We start from the raw sequence: 18041 nt of genomic DNA, 5'->3' as shown, positions 1-18041 counted from the left end.
GCACCGGAGGTGATCATGCCGGAAAGGGCCAGACCCGTGCCCCACCCCGGTTCCAATGGCTCATCGCCGCCGCCTCTGACCATGCTCCACTAAAATCTTGCCCGGACCAGTTGATGGGGGCTGGTCAGGATGTGACGACGCTGAACATCGATATCGAAGGCGCACACGCGCTGCTCAAGGCGGCGGTTGCAGACCTCAAGAAGACGGGGCTGCAATGGGGTAGTCCTGCCGAACTGACCCTCAGGCCTGCTCCGCAGCTGACAGACGCCATTGTTCGTTCGCGGAACGCCGAGCCCGACGCTGACGAGGAGGAGTAAGGTGCAGGCCGTCTCCAGCCATGACGGGGCCTCCCGATCAGGAGGCGCTGATGTCCCGCTCGTCATCGAGGCCCGCTTCGTATCCGACCGGATCATGGCCGCCACGAAGGATGACCGGTCGCAGGCGGAATGGCCGTTGCACTGGGGGCGCTGCTTCAGCGCGCATGTCGCTGCCCTGCACGAGATGCCACCAGGAGACCCAGGGTTTGCCGCTGCAGAAGATGCTGTCTGCTGGCTGGAGACGCTTGGTCCTCCGGAGATCCATGCCTGCGAGGGGCACAGGATGCCGAGCTTGCAGTCCTTCGTTCCGGTGAATGACGGGCTTGCTGATCCGAGGAACTTTCTCCCCGACTCATCAAGCCGGAACAGGTCGCGGGAGTTCCCCGGCGTCACGGTCCGACATCCCGTCCTCCGCTACGCCTGGCGTGTCGGGCGCGATGACATTGCGCGGCACCGGGTAGCGCTGCAACGGCTGCTCGCCGGCATCACCTACCTCGGCCGCAGCGTCAACTTCGCTTTCCTTCGCCTTCTGGAGGTCGACGCCTCCGAGCTGCCCGAGGCTGGAAAGCTAGTTCATTGGATTCCGGATCCCAGGGGAGACACGCCCATGCGGACGGCGGCACCGGGCCGCCTTGCATGGCTTCGGGAACTCCATGCACGAGGGCAGGGAACAGATCGCGGTCCTGTCGCCTTCTATGCCAGGCGCTCCGAGCTGGCGGCACGCTCGGCTGGCGTCGTCGCAGGTCCCTGGAAGCCGGTCTGGGCGGCATTTGCCCTGCCGCAGGCCTCGAGATTCCTCTCCGTCGAGACCGAGCCCGTCGCCAAGGCAGTGCGCGCAGAGCTCGTCCGCCGCCTGCGTGATGTGTCTCGAACATCTGAAGGGGAAGCATCCTTTGCCGTGGATCCCTTCTTCAGCGGGCATGCGGAAGATGGCGCACCCTGGAGAGGCGATCGCCTCGCCATTGTCCCGCTTGCCAATGTGCTGCATTCGCACGCTGACGGGCGCCTGCTCGGCTTCGCGGTGCTCATGCCAGACAGCGCCGATGCCGAGCGATGGCGAATGGTGTCGGAGCTGATCTACGGCGGTGGGGATTTCAACCTGCCGCTGCTGGAAAGCTTTCTGTTCGACCGGAACGGCCACAGCATCAGAGTTCCCCTGTTTCAGGCAGGGCAGGGGGCACCCTCTGGCCTTGGTCCCGGACGATATGTCGCAACTTCCCGCCGCTGGACGACCATTACCCCGATCCTGCTCTCCCGGCGTCCTGACAGTGGGCGCCGCAATGCAGGCCATGCCGACGAGGACACGGTTCGTGAGCTTGTGGCTAGGGACTGCGAGCTGTCAGGCCTGCCCAGACCTGCGCTGGTCGAGGTCAGCGCGACATCTCCCATGCCCGGAGTTGCTCGCGCCGCCAGCTTCCGCCAGAGCCGTGGCGGCAATCAGAGATGGTCCACACACGCCCTGCTGGAGTTCAACACGCCCGTGGCAGGGCCCCTCCTCGTGGGAGCAGGCCGGTACAACGGCCTTGGTCTCCTGACCCCCGTGGGTGATGGACCTGACCCAATCTCGGCCATGGAGATGTCGGCCAGTGAACAATGATCCCGGTCATGTGGTCAAACTCACCCGCAGCGACTTTTCTGCCTACTTCCGCGCGATCCATGGCAAGGACAAGGAACCATTCCCATGGCAGGAGCGGTTGCTCGGCCAGGTGCTGGACCACGGCTGGCCGGATCTCTGCGGTCTTCCCACAGCATCGGGCAAGACGGCCTGTATCGACATCGCTGTCTTCGCGCTCGCGCTCAACCTCCAGGAAGATGCGCGGCGAATGCCAATGCGCATCATCTTTGTCGTGGACCGCAGGCTGGTGGTGGACGACGCCCGGGAACGCGCAAAGCTGATCGCGGGACGGTTGTCCAAAGCCCTGTCGGAGCCGGCGGCTGCAGACCCCGATGCCGCGGTGTTGGCCACTGTCGCGCAGAAGCTTATGAGGGTGTCCGGCGCCGTTCCCCTGCAGGTGGCCACCCTTCGCGGAGGCCTGCCCCGCGACAACAGCTGGGTTGAGAGCGCACACCAGCCCACCGTGGTCCTGTCCACCGTGGATCAGATCGGATCCCGGCTGCTGTTCCGCGGCTACGGTGTGACCTCGCGCATGGCTCCGGTTCATGCCGGGCTGCTTGGTGAGGACTGCCTGCTCCTGCTCGACGAGGCCCACCTCAGCGTTCCCTTTGCACAAACCCTGGACGCGGTGCGCAGGCTGCGACGTCGTGCAAGCAGCCCGCTCGGTCTGCCCTACGCATTGGTGCAGCTGAGCGCGACCCCGGTGGGCGGTGTGGCGCCTGCCTCGGAATTCACTCTCGATATGGACCGGACAGGCCCTGATCGTGCCGGTGTGCCAGTCCTGGATCAACGCTTCGCGGCTACCAAGATGGCCCGTCTTGCCCGTGTACCGGCGGCGGGAGGGCTGGAGGCTCAAGCCAAGGCTTTTGTCGATAAGGCTTTGGAGTGTGCCCAGGCCAAGAAGGTCGTTGCTGTCGTCGTGAACCGGGTACGGCTGGCCCGGAAGATCCATGAGATCCTGTCTCGTCGCGTCGGTGAGGTTGGCGATGATCCAGCTCAAGGTGGATCGCTTCTGCTGACGGGTCGGTGCCGACCGCTCGAGCGGGACATGCTGCTTGGCCTGGACACGGCATCGGGTACGCCGGGGCGGGTCATCGACCGCATCCGTACAGGACGTGACCGTGGCGCTCAGGCGCTACACAAACCAATTTTCGTGGTGGGAACCCAGTCCATCGAGGCTGGCGCTGACCTCGACTTCGACGCACTGGTCACCGAGATGGCGCCGTGGCCCTCGCTCCGCCAGCGCTTCGGCCGCCTCGACCGTGCAGGCGAGCTCGGCCACACTGAGGCCTGGATCCTCTGCACCTTCAACCTCCCGGCAGCCGATCCTGCCGCGCAGGACCGGGTCTACGGTGCGGCAGGATGGAACACCCGCCAGTGGCTCTGGAAACTGGTCGGTGGCTTGCCCGATGGCCTGGAAGCACCGGAGGGAGCACTTGATCTGGGCATCGACGGGCAGGCACGGGTCGGCGCGGCACCAGAGGGAACCTCTCCTTCCGCTCCCTCGGCACCGTCCCTCCCGTCTTCAATCATGGATCTCTTCGCGCAGACCTCACCGCGCCCCTATCCTGACCCCAGTCCCTCACTCTGGCTGCACGGACCTGCTTCGGGATCCGCCGACATTCAGGTGGTCTGGCGTGCCGATGCGCCGGAGGGCAAGGATGGGGAGGAATGGAGGAGATACGCCGAGAACGTCCTGTCAGCCATGCCACCCACTTCAGCCGAGGTCCTGTCCCTGCCGTTTGGCGCCGGCCGTTCCTGGCTCTGTTCGATGGTTGCCGACGCCTCGGACCTCGAGGTGGAGATGGCTCCGGATGCCCGGCAGAGATCACGCAACTCCGCGATGGTGCCTGAGGTGTTCGTCTGGCGCGGCAGGCGCGTTGAGGACGGTTCAGGGCTGGTTCCGGCAGACAGGTTGCGCCCAGGCGACACGGTTATCCTTCCTTCTGCCTGTGGAGGATGCGACCGCTTCGGTTGGCTTCCGGAGCCTGCTGCACCAGGGCAGGCAGTTCGTGACATCGCCGCGGAAGCCATCCTGAGGTCTCGCGGCCGCCACATCATCCGACTGCATCCGGCGCTGCTTCCAGAGGCCGACTGGAACAGGGTTCGTACCGTGGTCAAGGAATGGGAGCCGGAAGAGGAGGGCGAGGCTGTCCTGGTGGAGCGTCTCCTCCGGGCCATCCCGGACATCGGGCGGCGCCATCTGGGAGCCAAGCCTGAGGTTGCCTTCTATCCTGAAGGTGCGGCCTTGGGCGGTGTTGTCCTGGTAGGCCAGGCAACTGCACGCCAGACAGATGTCGATGTCCGCACCGACTTGCTGGACGACGACGACCTGGCATTGCTTGCAATGGATCAGGTTCCCCTCGGCAGCCACTGTCAAGGCGTCGCCCAGGACGTGACGGACGCCAGCAGGCGGGTGGGGCTGCCAGAGGCACAATGCGGGGATCTTCGACTGTCCGGAGAAGGGCACGATGTTGGCAAGGCCGAGGTGCGCTTCAAGGCATTGCTGAGGGGGGAGGATGTCCTCGCGGCAGTGGCAAGACCGCCGCTCGCCAAGAGCGTGCTGAGGCAGAGCGGTGCGAACCGCCTGGCCGCCAGCTTCAAGCGAGTGGGTCTCCCGGACCACGTGCGCCATGAATGCTGGTCGGTGGAGATGCTGAGGGGTTCCGCGGCACTGGCAAAGGCCCATGATCCTGATCTGGTTCTCTGGCTGGTCGGCACCCATCATGGACGGGGGCGGCCGTTCTTCGATCCGGTGGACGATCCCAAGCCTGTCTTTGACCGGATCCAGCTGATGGCAGAACTGGCGGGCGAGAAGGTCCGGCTCGACGGTGCAGTGAGGCATGATCTCGCAGATGCCTCTTCAGGATGGACAGACCTTTTCGATCGCCTCCAGGGGAGGTACGGCTGGTGGGGCTTGGCCTATCTCGAAGCGCTTCTCCGCCTGTCCGATGCGCGTCGCTCCAGGGAAGAAGCCATGCGGCTCTCAGGAAATCAGGGCAAATCCCCTTTCGTGGAGCAGAGGGCATGATTCCAGCCGAAGCCGGAACCAGGGAAGACACGCAGGTGGTCCTCGGAGGGTTGCAGGGCGAAACCCTGACAGGCTTCCTCGCGGCGCTTGGTGTTCTGAGGCTGCTCACGGAGGCAGGGGATGGCGTCAAGCTCTTCTGGAATACGCAGCCACCTCACCATGCCGTGCTGGAATGGGGCAGGCCGGACGGGCAGTCCCTGGAAGAGCGTCTGGCCGGCCTTCTGGAAAGCAGGGTCGCACCACTCGCGCTCTTCCCTGGCAGGAAAAAGATCAAGGAAGTGAGTCCGGAAGAGTACCGGGAAGCGCTTTTGGAGGCTCAGTCGTTGGGAGACGAACTGCTGTCAGACCTGCTTGCCGCCTTGACCAGCGACGCTACGGCTCGTGTGACGAAAGTAGAGAAACCGGAGAACGGGCGAAAGCAGCGTCCTCCTGATCCGGAAGGCAAGACATTGGCCCCGGTCTCGGCGCTTGCTGATCCACCATGGTGCGCCCTTGATGGTTCGCAGCAGAAGAACCTCTTCCTGACGGTCCGCCGCTTGCAGGAGCTGGTACGGCCTCCGGTACCCAAACGCGGAAAGGAAATTGCCTCAGGTCTTGCCGAACGGCTCCGAGCCACGTTGCAAGGCCCCTGGATCGAGAAGGACGAGAAGGCTTCGCTCTACCTCGAGCCAAGCCTGCGGGAACACGCCTACCGCTGGACGAACCCCACCCTCGATCCCATGCGCTTCGAAGGCTTGGCGAACCTCCTGGCCCTGGTCGGATTGTCCCTCTGGCCCGCTGTTCCCGAAGAGCGTCGCGGGGAGGTCGTGCTGGGCTCGCCCTGCTGCTTTGAGAAAGGTGGGGGACGGGTAGAAGTGTCGTGGCCGATCTGGCGCGGTGCCCTGTCTCTTGCCGCAGCACGCCGCCTCATCCTCCTGCGCGACATCACGGCCTCGGTGCAGCCTACGAATTTGGCCGCCAGGGGTGTGACCGCCGTCTACCGGGCTGAGGCCTATCGTCTGGAAAAGGGAGCGAAAGTCTTTGGTTCCTCAAAGGCGGCTTGGCGCAGAGAAGATGAAGCCGCCTAAATACAGTCATTTCCAGTTCAGCTTTCATCAGAAGAATTTTTCTGAGGAACATGATGTCAAATTCGGCCCGCTGGCAAAAATCAGCAGGTTTAGGGAACCTAAATTTAAAATTTATAAGCTGAAACTGCCGTCCTTCAATTGGGCCCGTACAATAAAATGGGTGCTGTCAGGTGGATCACTCTCCATCTTGCATGATCCATTTGAAAATTCAGGAGTGGTGGGAACAAGATGATGCAGCATAAGGACTATACAGAGCAATTCCGATTCCAGGCGGAGCTGAGCTTCCTGTGGCAGGAGATCTACGGCCGAGAGGTGGAACTGCCGATGCGGCGCCCCACGGCCCATGAGCGCTTCTCGGGACGTGAATAGGAACTGTCGCTGCGGGATGCCCCGCATCAGGTCCATCATCGCATGAACAAGCTGATAGCTTGTACAATGATAAGCTATTAGCTATCATTTTCTGATGCCGCTGATCTTCTCCCGCTCAGCCGTGAAGGCACTCCGCACAATGCCCAGGCGTGAGGCGGGCCAGATGATGGAGCGGCTGGAAGCCATTGCCGCCGACCCTGCCGCGCAGCACCCCAGCGTGATCGCCATGCAGGGGGAGCCACCCGGCCGCTTCCGGCTCAGGCAAGGCGATTGGCGTGCCGTGTTCCGCATCGAGGATGCCGAAGTGGTGGTGGACCGCATCGGCCATCGCAGGGAGGTCTATGACTGATGGCCCATATCCAGCCAATCACCGAGACGGATGAGACCGTCACCCTGTCCCGCATCGACTTCGAGCGCCTGGTGGCCGCAGCGGAGGATGCGATGGACCGCGCTGCCCTCCATCAGCAGGAGGCAAGGGAAGCTGCCGAGGGACGGGAAGCTGCTCGCGCTGACTATCTGCCAGCCGACCTGGTGAAGCGTCTCCTGGCCGGGGAAAGCCCGGTGCGGATCTGGCGCGAGCATCGTGGCATGAGTGGCCGGGCGCTCGCCACAGCCGCCGGCGTCAACGCGGTGTATCTGGGCGAGATCGAGCGTGGCCGGAAGCCGGGCTCAGCGGCGGCCATCATCGCCATCGCCTGTGTGCTGGGGGTGGAGCCGGCCGAACTGGTGGAGTGATCGGATTGATGCCCGGAAGGCGGGGAACCAGGGGGTGCCCATAGTGTGGACACCTCCACTCCGCTCAGTAAGCGCCTTCTGGATTTTCTGCGAAGAAGTGGGTGGCTGCCCTTCCAGCCCACCGTAACGCTGATGGTCCACCACTCTGCAACCTCTTCAGCGAGTCTGCGGGCGGAAGTTTACGACTATATGGTGAAGCTGCCGGTACGGCGGATCACCGCCTATGGTCGCTTTTCAGAACAGGGCTGATCTAGAAGCCCCCAGGACCAGATTTTGTACCGATCGCTGCAAATCTCCTACAAACAAGGTGGGTGGGTTGCAATTTCTCAAGTTCGGCCGCCTGTTCCTGAGCCAGACCCATCACCAGAAAATCGAGATATTTCTGGCAAGTGCCGCGCAATCAACGGCTTGGCTACGCGTGCGAGAGGACAGACAGATGAAGTGGCTATGGTCCCTGCCCATGGCACCACATCTGTCATGCATGTAGCCTAGGCGCATCAAAGCCGCATCCCCAGAAGCAATGCGGCGATTGGGAGAAAACAGAATGATCAATCGTCGTACTCTAATGCTTGCTACAGCATCTGCCTTGGCGGCACCCAGGATTGCACGTGCAGATGCCGTCTCCTCCTATCCCGACCGTCCGATAAAAATTGTCGTTCCTGCGCCCCCCGGAGGGCAGTCTGACATCACCATTCGCCTTGTTGTCGACGGTATTCGTGAGAGCTTCAGGCAGCCCTTCGTCATCGAGAACCGCGGTGGAGCCAGCGGTGCGATCGGCATTGACTATGCAGCAAAGCAGCCAGCCGATGGCTACACCTTGCTGGTCAGCGTTGCCGGAGGATTGGTGGTGAACCCGCTGTTTGACAGCCGCGTTCCCTTCAACGCCTTGCGTGACTTCGCGCCAATAACCCAGTTCGGCCTGTCGACGAACTGCCTTTTCGTGCGCTCGGGCCTTCCAGTGAAAAGCTTGCAGGATCTGGTGCAATACGCGAAGGCGCGTCCAGGCGAGTTGACCTATGCCTCTATCGGCAATGGAACCATCTCCCACATCTATACAGAGCTCTTCGCGAAGACCGTGGGAATTGATCTCCTGCATGTTCCCTTCAAGGGAGGCTCCGCTGCGGTACAGGAGCTCATTGCTGGCCGCGTGGATATGATGATCATTGACTTCACCACCGGTGACCAGCCGATGCGGGAAGGCCTGTTGCGCGGCCTGGCCGTGACAGGCACCAAGCGCTGGCCTCTCTCCGCCGAGATCCCGACCTTCCAGGAGCAGCAGGTGCCGCTGACGCTCATCGGCTGGAATGGCCTCTTCGCACCCAGGGGTACACCCCAGCCCATCCTGAAGCGCCTTTCAGAAGCAGCCAATAAGATGGTGCAGGATCCGGAAAATCTCGACCGTCTCCTGAAGATCGGCCTTATTCCGAGTGGCACGACACCGGAGGAGTTCGAGGCCATCATTCGCTCCGATACGGAGCAATGGCGCGAGGCTGTGAAAATGTCAGGTGCCAAGCCTGAGTAACCGGCCCAGCGATGAGCAAAGCTGTCCGCTTGTCCGGCCAGTCAACGTCAGCAAGCCTGAACCGCAAGGACATGCAAGATGAGACGCAATAAGCTCCGTGAGCTCCTGTCAGCGGGCCAGCCTACCTTGGGCACGCATCTGCTTTCCACTTGGCCCACACTGGTTGAGTTGGTTGGCGCGGCAGGAGCTTTCGACTATGTCGAGTTCACGGCCGAATATGCGCCCTTCGACCTCTATGATCTGGATAACCTCGGCCGCGCTCTTGAGCTCAAGGAGCTTACGGGCATGATCAAGGTCGAACAGACGCAGTGGACCCATCAGGCCATGCGTGCCATCGGCTCTGGCTTTCAGTCCGTGTTGTTCGCTGACGTCCGGACGGAGGAGGATGCCCGGGCTTGCGTTGCAGCCGTCCGTGCGGAGGCACCTGGAAAAGGAGGGCGCCTCGGCGTCGGAATGAGGCGTGATGTTGGTACCGTGCTTGAAGTCGGACGCCCCTCCTATGTCGAGGCTCTCGATCAGGTCGTCATCGCGCTGATGGTGGAGAAGGCTGAATGCGTAGAGGATCTTGATCGCATTCTTTCAGTTCCAGGGATCGACATGGTCCAGTTCGGTGCAGCGGACTATTCCATGAGCATCGGCCTGGCTGGTCAGTTTGCCCATCCAGACATCAGGAAGGCCGAACGCCGCACTATCGAGTTGGCGCTCAGCAAGGGCTTGCATCCGCGCATCGAGCTGCACGATCTGGAGCGTGCGCCCGAGTACATTGAAATGGGTGTAAAGCACTTCTGCATCGGATGGGATGTACGCATCCTCTACAACTGGTTGTCTGCCAACGGCAGCGCTATGCGGGCTTTGCTGGGCCAATCTGCATCAGCAGCATCCACGCCACAGCCCAGTGGAGGCATCTACTAATCGCGGGCTTGAGCAGGAGTTCGGCATCCATCACACCTTGAGTTCTGCGTTGCTGAACGATGGATTTTCGTCGTCTTGTTCCAAAGCCTTGCTTCCTTGCGCAGCATCAAGCGGACTGGAATCATAGCAGCATGAAGTTCAACCACGTCGCCACCCGCCTCGACCTCCGGCATTTCGAGCTTGTGGTTGAGATGTTCAAGGTAAAGCTTGGCTTCGTGGAGCTGCGCCAGACTGGGCGGGCCGTTTGGTTGCGCCAGCCCGAAACCAATGTCGACCTGCAGTTCAGCCGCAGCGACACAGTGCACCGCGATGCCGACAAGCTACGATCGCAGGTGTCCTTCCTGAGTGAGACGCCGAAAGACGCCCTGGAAGATTTGGCGGCTTGGCTACGGGCAGGCGGGACTGAGGCGTCAGTCGGCAGCTATTCAGAGAAAGAGTTCTTCCTCGATGCGCCTGCTGCTTTCGTGGACTTCGTCATCGAGGCAATGGTTCCGGAACTGGCTGATTACCCTGTAAAGATCTGACGATAAGCGTCGGGGGACTGAACGGCACATTATGCCCGATGCCACCAGTTCCTTGACCTCGAGCAGCGTTCCACCTGGCTAAAGGATGAGGATCTGTCGCGGATTGTCCCTCCGCCAGGAGGATCAGGCTCCCGCCTCATCATCGAGAGGCGCTACTCGATGCCGCGCCGGATCTCGCACCCAGCCTCCGCCACTTCCTGATACCAGTTCCATATGCGGATCACCGGCTGTGGCCAGAAGGCGCCTCAGTGTACCGGCCCCGCCGAAAGCTGTCGCCCGCACCTGCGGCCCCAGTTGTCTATGCAGCCGGCCACCCAGTGTCGGCAGATGCAAAGGCCAGGACGACCGAGCGAGTTCAGCCGCGATATGAGACAGGATTGCTTCCCGGGTGGCAGCCGGATCCATAGGAGCTTCAAGCGTGCCTTCCTCCGGCAACGCCGGCGGCGTCATGCCGGACTCTCCGGCATCTGCTGATCGAGGCGGAAGCGCTTCCGGAACAGGCTGCTCTTGTATGAGGCCCAGCCCGTCCCGGATGAACACCTCTGGTCCGATCACCTCGTCCGCCGCTGCCCGATAAGCGTCGGCAGCACTGCCTATCGATACGACCACAGTTCGCCGGTCATGCGCGCGGAGCCGCTGCAAAACTGGGGTGAAGTCAGCATCGCTGGAGACGATGACAAATGTATCGAAGTGGGTGCTGTGGTGAATGGCATCCAGCATATCCATGACCATGACGATATCGGCACTGGTCTTGCCGCCGCGGGTCAGGGGCGGGCAATCGGTGACCTGGAAGCCCGCGCGCACCAGATTGGCGCGGAAGCTGCCGAAGAACACGCGCTCACCATTCTGCAGGAGCAGCGAGCCATTCGGGTTCAAGTAGCAGCGCCTGATCAGGATGCGGCCGGAGGAACATGTCCCGTCGGTACCCTCAGAGGGCCGGCCTCCAATCCACGCAAGCCATCGGGCGGGCTCCAGGACAAATGCCTCCGCCGCTTCTGGAGCCTGGGCGCAGAGCGCGCTGAACACGTTATCGAAGTCGACATACAGGGCAAGGCGATGCGGCAAGTGCCGGGCTCCCATACTGCGGGCTCAGTATATCGGATCAGTTGCGATCCACCAGTTTGAGGGACTTGAAGGCCATTTGGCGTAGCCAAGTGTCCGAACATTCGAGCATCTCGGCAAACAGCTTCCTCCCCCAGCGTGTCTCTGAGCCGCAACCAGGCGTCCAAGCCCCTCGCCTGCTGGGCTGCCGAGGCCATCCGCACAGGCACGACCTGCCTTTCCCTCCCGCTGGTGTCCAAGCCGCCCTCGATGCCGCCACTACCTGCTGCCGCGACGCACAGGCTGCGGAGGACGCGTTGGAGCGCTCTGTGGACATTGCCCAAGGCATCCGAGCCCGGCAGCAAGCAAGAGGTCTACGCGGCGGCCACAGCGGCCGAGGACGCGACCCTGATCGATCGCGCCACCTGTGACGAGGCAGTGGCCACCCTCACCCGCAGGAGCACGATATGAGCAACGGTTGGCAGCCCATCTCCACCGCCTACCGCACCGGCCACTGGATCAACGCCCGCTGGCCCGGTCCCGACGGCGTGCTCGTCGAGGGCCGCTGCCACTGGTCCACCGACTGCGCCGGCGGCGGCTGGACCACGGATCCGAATGGCACTGAGGCAGGGCAGGTGTGTCCGGTGGACTGGCGGCCGGCCGAGCGGACGCCGAACAGCGACTGGATCGAGGCGGGGAAGCGGATGGAGGGATAGGGCGCTGCTGGCCGTAACCTCGCAACCATGAAACCGTGCAAGCATGGTTACAACCATGCAACCTTGTAACCAATCAACCAAACAGGCCGGATAGACTCCTGCACGAACCGTGGTTACAACCTTCGCACCATGTAACCAAAGGGGCGGTGGTGCAGACAATCGTTGTGGCAAGCCAGAAAGGCGGTGCGGGGAAAACCACCCTCACCAGCCATCTGGCGGTCGAGGCCGAGCGGCAGGGGGTCTCTCCTGTCGCGGTCATCGACACGGACCCTCAGGCCGGCTTGTCGGGCTGGTTCCGCGTGCGAACCTCCGATACGCCTGCGCTGGTGAAGGTGCTGCCGGAGGGGCTGGCGGCCACCCTGGCAAAGCTGGCTGAGGGCGGGGTCCCGCTCTGCATCATCGACACTCCGCCCGCCATCACCGAGAGCATCGCCAGCACTGTCGCTCTGGCCGATCTGGTGCTCATCCCGGCCCGCCCATCGCCTAACGACCTGCGGGCCGTCGGCGCCACGGTGGACATCGTGGAGGAAGCCGGCAAGCCGATGGTGTTCGTGGTCAACCAGGCCATCAGCCGGACCAAGATCAAGACCGAGACCATCAAGGCCCTCAGCCAGCATGGCCCCCTGGCGCCGGTCGAGATCCACCACAGGGTGGATTTTGCTGCCAGCATGACAGACGGACGCACAGCCGGCGAACTGGACATCAAATCGGCCAGCGCCGCCGAAATCACCGACCTCTGGACCTACCTTGCAGACCGCCTCGCGCGGAGGAAACGTTATGGCCTCACCGCCCGCTAAGATCGACGCCTCTCTCCTTGCTCGGAAGAGTGATCTTCCGACCACGGTCGCGCCGCCCAAGCCCGAGCCAGCCGTCACCCCGTCCGGCGCCCCCGTGCGCGAGGGGCTGACCATTCGCATCCTGGCCACTGACAGCGAGCGGCTGCGGACGCTGGCTTACAAGACGCGGCAAAAGAAGCAGGCTCTCCTGGACGAGGCCATCCGCCAGTACCTCGACAAGATGGGCGTCTGAACCACGCAACCATGGTTACAATGCACCTTGGTTGTAACCATGAAACCAGCGTTCGAACCATGCACGGTTGAACCGTTGTAACGCATAAACCGCTGAAATTATTAGCTTGTCATGCTGGGGCGCGGCTGGAATCATTCTCCGGCCGCGCAATCCCGCCGGCCAGAAATAGAAAAGGGCCGGCCCCGCCGAAGCAGAACCGACCCCCTTCCAAGCACCATGCGCCATGGGCGCCGGCACGGCGTGAGAACCTGACGGTATCCCTTGGCCTATGAAATCGCAAGCCTCTTGCGGTGTGGGGAACCTGCGTCCTGCGGGCTGGCAGATGCCATGCCTATCCATCACTGCCGGCCCGCGCGTGCCGGCTGCCAGTCCGTCGCCGCCTGGCAGCGCCAGCAGCTCGGCCGCCCGGCCCGCCGGGCCATCATGACTGAGGCCCGCCGCCTCGAGCGTGCCACCCATCGCCGCGGCTCCGGCCGGCATGGTGGCGCCTTGCGCGAGACCGGCCTGCGCGTGCTGTGGACGCTGCTGAATCGAGGCTGGGGCAGGGCAGGGGCCTGCGACCCCTCCCTGGCGCAGATCGCCCAGGAGGCGCTGCTGGCGCGCTCTACCGTACAGCAGGCCATCGATCGGCTGGAGGACCTCGGCATCCTGCTGCGGGTGCCGCGACGGGCCGTGGTCGAGGGGAGGGCGGTGCAGGTGACGAACGCCTACCTGTTTCGCGAGCCAGCGAGGTGGCGGGGTTCTGATACCGGCTTCCGGTCAGCCTCAGATTCTTATGTAAAACCAAAAGAAGAGCGGGAGAGGGAGGTAGTGCTTTGGGAGGGGCATGCGCCGCCCCTGATCGCGGCCGAGAGGCTGCGGGAGATGGAGCGGAGGCTGGGCTTGTAGGGGCAGGTACAAGACAAGCACAGAATCCTCTCGTTCATTGTTCATTCGCCTCATAGGGTCAGCGGAAGGACATGTTGGCGTCTGCCTCGCCTGACCATGGAGATGCCCCGCTATGGCCGCCCGCCCCGCGAAGCGACCCCCCGCGCCAATACGCCCTGACCCCCTGCGGAAGCCGGGCGATCTGGCCGGCCGCGCCGTTGGACCCGACCGGATGCGCCGTGAGGTGGAGGCCATGGTGGCCGATCTGCTGAGCGGGGCAGGGGAGGGCGAGCGCATCGAGATCCGCGCGCAGCTGGGCTAGATAGTCGACCAACTGGCCAATGGCGTGGATGCAGTCATGGAGGCCACAGCGGATCTGGACAGCGCCGACCGTGCCGGCATGCGCTAGGCCGAGGCCAGCCTGGCCGCCTTGGGTGCCGCCCATGCGGCGCTCGCCGCCGCCCGGGAGCGTGTCTGAGCGGACCGGCTGCCATGGCCTGGGACGGCTATACCGAGGCCGAGACGACGGGGTTCGTCTCTCCGGCTTCTGACCACCTCGAGGGGCCGGTCGACCTGTCCAAGGTGCTGGGCAAGGCGCTGGTCGAGGGCGACATCCTCCCCCGGCAACGTGCTGGACCAAGCCCAGCAGACACTCCCAAACACCAGCTGGATGCTGTGCCACTTAGCGTCGTTCTGATGCCGCCAGAGGATAGCCGAAATCGTCCGCCACAGCTTCTTCGGCGGTGTCTTGCCGTAAGGCCTGACCTCCTCGATCAGCGGCTCTCACACCGTTCAGGCCGTATTTATGTAAAGCCTGATTGCCGCTGCTCTCCATCATGCGCAGGGCACAGGAACAACAATCAAGCTCTGGTAGAGCTCAAGGTGAATAGCCAACTCGGAACCTTCATAGTAGATTTAGGAAGCCTATATATCCACTTATGGAGGAAGCGTGTCTAATTATACCATTGGCCGAGGCAAGAATGCCTGGGCACCTCTGTCCTGGGATGGCGGCCTTTTTGAAAGCAGCCATAGCGTTTACTACAGCAGTGGAATACTTTCGGTATATTACGGCCGCGGAAATGAGCTTATATACTATCCAGGCGCCGTGACCATATCCGGAATTTTGATCAATACCGGATCTACACTGGTCCATGACCTCATATACTATATGAGGAATCCGGATGTTTATAGCGCAGGCATGAATGCCGACACGCACTATGCGCAGTTCGGCTGGCGCGAAGGCAGGTCCACCGGCTCGCTGTTCGACAGCGGCTATTACCTGCACGCCAATGCTGATGTGCAGGCAGCCAATGTCAATCCGGTTGAGCACTACCTGACCTATGGCTGGAAGGAAGGGCGCGACCCCTCGCCGCTGTTCGACACGGATTTCTACCTGACGCGGAACCCCGATGTGGCGGCCGCCCGGCTCAACCCACTGGAGCATTACCTGGAGTTTGGCCGCTTTGAAGGCCGTGATCCGAACGCCCTGTTCGACAGCGCCTTCTATCTGCAGCAGAACCCTGACCTAGCCGAACTCGGCGGCTCGCCATTGGACCATTATCTGGAGAGCGGCGCTCGAGCTGGTCTTGCAGTCTCGCGCCAGTTCATCACCAAGGTCTATCTGGCGCAGAACCCGGACGTGGCGGCGGCCGGCGTCAACCCATTGGCGCATTACCTGGAATGGGGCCGGCATGAAGGGCGCCCGCTGAGCAGCGGCACCCCCGCCACGATCACCGGCCTGACCAGCGGCGTGATCTCGGAGGACAGCCGGGGGCCGCTCCATGGCCTGATCACCGTGCAGGACATTGACCCGCTGGAATCTGGCTTCCCCGCTACCTTCGGCGGCTGGGATGCCATCTTCCACGCCCGGTTCTGGAATGAGGAAGGCGTTCTCCAAGGCTATGGCAGCACCCTGACCCTGAAGTCTGATGGCTTCTGGACCTTCACTCCCGATACCGACCTTTATCAATCCCTGCGTGCCGGCGAGACAACAGAGGAGGTGTTCACCCTGCGCACCATCGGCCAGGACCTGGTGACCGTCACCATCCAGATCCTCGGCCAGAACGATCCGGCCCGCTTCTTCGGCAGCACCAGCGCCCGGCTGGACGAGCGGGCCAGCCCGCATGCCTATGGCGAGCTCCGGGTGGTCGATCCGGACACGGACGAAAGCGGGCTGCTGGCCGGGATCCACCAGGGAACCTATGGCACGTTGACGCTCGCGGAATCCGGGCGGTGGGACTATCTGTTCGCCGGCAATGCCGAGCAAGGGATCACGCCGGGCGTGGCGCATGCGGCGCTGACCGACAGCATTACCATCCGCAGTCTGGACGGCACGGAGCAGGCCATCTCCATCAGCATCGCCGCCCTCGACGCCGTGCTCTGACACCCCTTAATGCTTCTCGTTTTCTAGAGGCTGGCTGGAAACGGGATCGAAATGAGGATTGGCTGGCCAGGGAAGGCGTGACTCCAACGAGTTTTCGAGACCAAGTTGGAGTGCCTGATGTGGACCCTGACCAGCCGAGTGCAGCATAGCCGAGCCAGGCTGCGCATCGCCGTTGCGGCAGTGCTGGAGCCGATCACGCCTGTGACTGGTCGAAAGCAGTGCGCTTATTGGATGTTCCTGGATCCTCCAGCTTCAGTGCGCGCAGCTGGTAGCCGAAATCGATCTGCTGCTTTCCAGCTTCATTCAGATCTCGTTCATCGAAGAGCCCGAGGTAGCCGCAGACGAAGCGCTCGACGTGCATAAGCAGGAAGCCAAACTCCCGCCAATCGTGAGCGTCCATCGAGACGCCCGCCATCTCCCTCGTCGCGGCGCATCTTACTGAGGACCGGAAACCATCCGCCGGAGAGACAGTGTCGTCCTCGGCGATGACATGAGCGATCCGGATCGAGTTCTTCATGGTGGGGCCCGTGGCAAGCATCAGCCTTACCGTGACGAGGTCCTCGCACAGAGAGAGGCGCCCCTGCTCGAAGGCGGAGAATTTTCGGCTAGAGCCGGCGCCATAGGATGTCGGTAGAACATTGCGGAAGAATTCATCGACTTCCTCGATCGGCTTGAGAACATCACCAAGCCGGTCCCGGCTGGCCACCATTGCGGGCCGGCCAAGGCAATAGCCGAAAGAGACATCACCCTTCGACATTACCCGCACAAACTTCTTGAAGACGAAGCGATCGCTCTTGCGTCGGGTGAAGCCAAACATTCTATCTCCAGTCAGAAGTACCCCTTCCCCGCTGATGGTTGTCAATCAGCTTAAGGAAGCGTCGTCCAAACCGCTGGATGCCCCACCGTTTTCAATTTTTCAACCAGTACGTCTGTTCGGCAGATTGATAAATCTGGGGCTGAGTTCATTACAGTACCCTGGCGGATTCTAAAGAATCCGATCGACACCTCTAAAAACCCCTTCCGCAGCCTCTCTGTGGACCCTAAACCTTTGATCCTGCTCAAGCCACGATTTGCACCCAGGAGGTTTTTAGAAGTGTCCAGGTGCTGTTAATTTGGTTTATTTGAGTGTCATTCATGGGCGCACGTCCCACGATACAGGTCATCATCGAAATCTATATAGTAGAACCTTATCGGATGCCTCCAAGATTGGATGTGGAGAACAGATACGGCGGTTGATGCAGGGCCTCGATAGATGCGAACTGCCTTCCATCCATTCTCGGCGCCACCATTCTGCGTTACGGTCATAGTCCATATATTGTCGGACCTACCCCATCGTAGTGCGCCGGTATTGGTATCGAAAGTTAGTCTCGCTCCTTCAAACAGGCTCATATGGCGGGGCTGTGAGGCAGCCTTGGATAGCGTCACCTTCTCGGCTGTTTCAACTATGCAGCCGAAAAATGGACCAGCAAATACTGGATATGAGAAGGTCAGAATTACCAGAAGCAATAAGGACGAGCACCATCTGTTCGTTTTTTAATTCATTTTTATTTTCCTTATATTCTATCTATTGAGCAGCAACGTACTCTTAGAGCCCGCTTTGCTCTGTTGAAAGGCTCATGCGGTTGCGGCGAGGAGCATCAGCTTGTGGGTGAGGACGCGCAGAATGAGTTCGCGCCGCTGATTCGGCCACCAAGGTGACGAGACCACGATAATCGGTCCGCAGGAACTGGCGCAGCGTAAGCGCTGTCTGGAGGCCCTACGCGGGGGCGCTTGACGTTTGCTCACTGGCGCTGGCCCAGCACCATGGCATGAGCTCGTCGATGCGACTGTTGGGCCAGCCGTTGACGAGCCGGGTCAGCAGGTCGGTGAAGTAGCGCTGCGGATCGACGCCGTTCAGCTTGCAGGTCTCCACC

The 18041-nt window shown here is 62.0% G+C and carries 17 protein-coding genes and 1 pseudogene; 14 read left to right on the top strand and 4 right to left on the bottom strand.

All coding sequences use genetic code 11. The features are described from left to right. The 9 genes from CR165_RS25495 to CR165_RS22980 form a co-directional block, all read left to right on the top strand. The coding region (locus tag CR165_RS25495) for a hypothetical protein (protein ID WP_219929841.1) at positions 1–317 on the top strand (317 nt) is incomplete at its 5' end. Position 318: 1 nt separating this feature from the next. Next, positions 319–1914, top strand: a complete 1596-nt coding sequence (csb2, locus tag CR165_RS23010; RefSeq protein WP_181378334.1) for a type I-G CRISPR-associated protein Csb2 — start codon at positions 319–321, stop codon at positions 1912–1914. After that, positions 1904–4963 (top strand): type I-G CRISPR-associated helicase/endonuclease Cas3g, encoded by a 3060-nt coding sequence (gene cas3g, locus CR165_RS23005; protein WP_181378333.1) that lies wholly within the window; start codon positions 1904–1906, stop codon positions 4961–4963. The genes csb2 and cas3g overlap by 11 nt, the downstream gene beginning before the upstream one ends. Further along, positions 4960–6030: a type I-G CRISPR-associated protein, Cas3-extension family gene (locus CR165_RS24735; protein ID WP_146202020.1), complete on the top strand. Its 1071-nt coding sequence runs from the start codon at positions 4960–4962 to the stop codon at positions 6028–6030. The genes cas3g and CR165_RS24735 overlap by 4 nt, the downstream gene beginning before the upstream one ends. Before the next feature lie 463 nt (positions 6031–6493). Then, entirely contained in the window at positions 6494–6748 is a 255-nt protein-coding gene (locus tag CR165_RS23000; protein WP_109519242.1) for a type II toxin-antitoxin system RelE family toxin, read from the top strand. Further along, entirely contained in the window at positions 6748–7134 is a 387-nt protein-coding gene (locus CR165_RS22995) for a helix-turn-helix domain-containing protein (RefSeq protein WP_109519241.1), read from the top strand. Before CR165_RS23000 ends, CR165_RS22995 begins: the two co-directional genes overlap by 1 nt. 544 nt (positions 7135–7678) lie before the next feature. Continuing rightward, a complete protein-coding gene (locus CR165_RS22990) occupies positions 7679–8656 on the top strand; it encodes a Bug family tripartite tricarboxylate transporter substrate binding protein (protein WP_181378332.1) in 978 nt (325 codons plus the stop codon). A 78-nt stretch (positions 8657–8734) separates the two neighbouring features. Next, the gene (locus CR165_RS22985) at positions 8735–9568 is read left to right on the top strand and encodes an HpcH/HpaI aldolase family protein (RefSeq protein WP_109519239.1); all 834 of its coding nucleotides are present in this window, start codon (positions 8735–8737) and stop codon (positions 9566–9568) included. A 131-nt stretch (positions 9569–9699) separates the two neighbouring features. Further along, positions 9700–10092, top strand: coding sequence for a hypothetical protein (locus CR165_RS22980; RefSeq protein ID WP_109519238.1), 393 nt, complete (start codon positions 9700–9702; stop codon positions 10090–10092). A 123-nt stretch (positions 10093–10215) separates the two neighbouring features. On the opposite strand, the gene CR165_RS22975 is transcribed toward CR165_RS22980, so the two are convergent. After that, positions 10216–11172 (bottom strand): NYN domain-containing protein, encoded by a 957-nt coding sequence (locus tag CR165_RS22975; RefSeq protein WP_109519237.1) that lies wholly within the window; start codon positions 11170–11172, stop codon positions 10216–10218. A gap of 428 nt (positions 11173–11600) precedes the next feature. Here CR165_RS22975 and CR165_RS22970 point away from each other — a divergent pair, with 428 nt between their 5' ends. The 4 genes from CR165_RS22970 (at position 11601) to CR165_RS22955 (ending at position 13766) form a co-directional block, all read left to right on the top strand. Further along, entirely contained in the window at positions 11601–11849 is a 249-nt protein-coding gene (locus CR165_RS22970; protein ID WP_109519236.1) for a hypothetical protein, read from the top strand. 149 nt (positions 11850–11998) lie between these two features. Next, entirely contained in the window at positions 11999–12646 is a 648-nt protein-coding gene (locus CR165_RS22965) for a ParA family protein (protein WP_181378330.1), read from the top strand. Then, entirely contained in the window at positions 12627–12878 is a 252-nt protein-coding gene (locus CR165_RS22960; protein ID WP_109519234.1) for a hypothetical protein, read from the top strand. The genes CR165_RS22965 and CR165_RS22960 overlap by 20 nt, the downstream gene beginning before the upstream one ends. 327 nt (positions 12879–13205) lie before the next feature. After that, positions 13206–13766, top strand: a complete 561-nt coding sequence (locus CR165_RS22955; RefSeq protein ID WP_109519233.1) for a helix-turn-helix domain-containing protein — start codon at positions 13206–13208, stop codon at positions 13764–13766. A gap of 648 nt (positions 13767–14414) precedes the next feature. Here the strand turns inward: CR165_RS22955 and CR165_RS22950 are convergent. Continuing rightward, a pseudogene (locus CR165_RS22950) lies at positions 14415–14522 on the bottom strand (IS5-like element ISMex42 family transposase); the annotation flags it as partial. A 421-nt stretch (positions 14523–14943) separates the two neighbouring features. Here CR165_RS22950 and CR165_RS22945 point away from each other — a divergent pair. Further along, positions 14944–16128, top strand: coding sequence for a VCBS domain-containing protein (locus tag CR165_RS22945; protein ID WP_181378329.1), 1185 nt, complete (start codon positions 14944–14946; stop codon positions 16126–16128). Between the two features lie 193 nt (positions 16129–16321). Here the strand turns inward: CR165_RS22945 and CR165_RS22940 are convergent, their stop codons facing one another. Then, complete coding sequence (locus CR165_RS22940; RefSeq protein ID WP_109519231.1) at positions 16322–16945, bottom strand: hypothetical protein; 624 nt, start codon at positions 16943–16945, stop codon at positions 16322–16324. A 939-nt stretch (positions 16946–17884) separates the two neighbouring features. Further along, a partial coding sequence (locus CR165_RS22935) for a transposase domain-containing protein (protein ID WP_146202019.1) occupies positions 17885–18041 on the bottom strand: 157 nt, incomplete at its 5' end.

It is taken from the genome of Teichococcus aestuarii (assembly GCF_003116135.1).
GTDB classification, from domain to species: Bacteria; Pseudomonadota; Alphaproteobacteria; order Acetobacterales; family Acetobacteraceae; genus Pseudoroseomonas; species Pseudoroseomonas aestuarii.
This window is presented reverse-complemented; position numbering and strand designations above follow the sequence as displayed.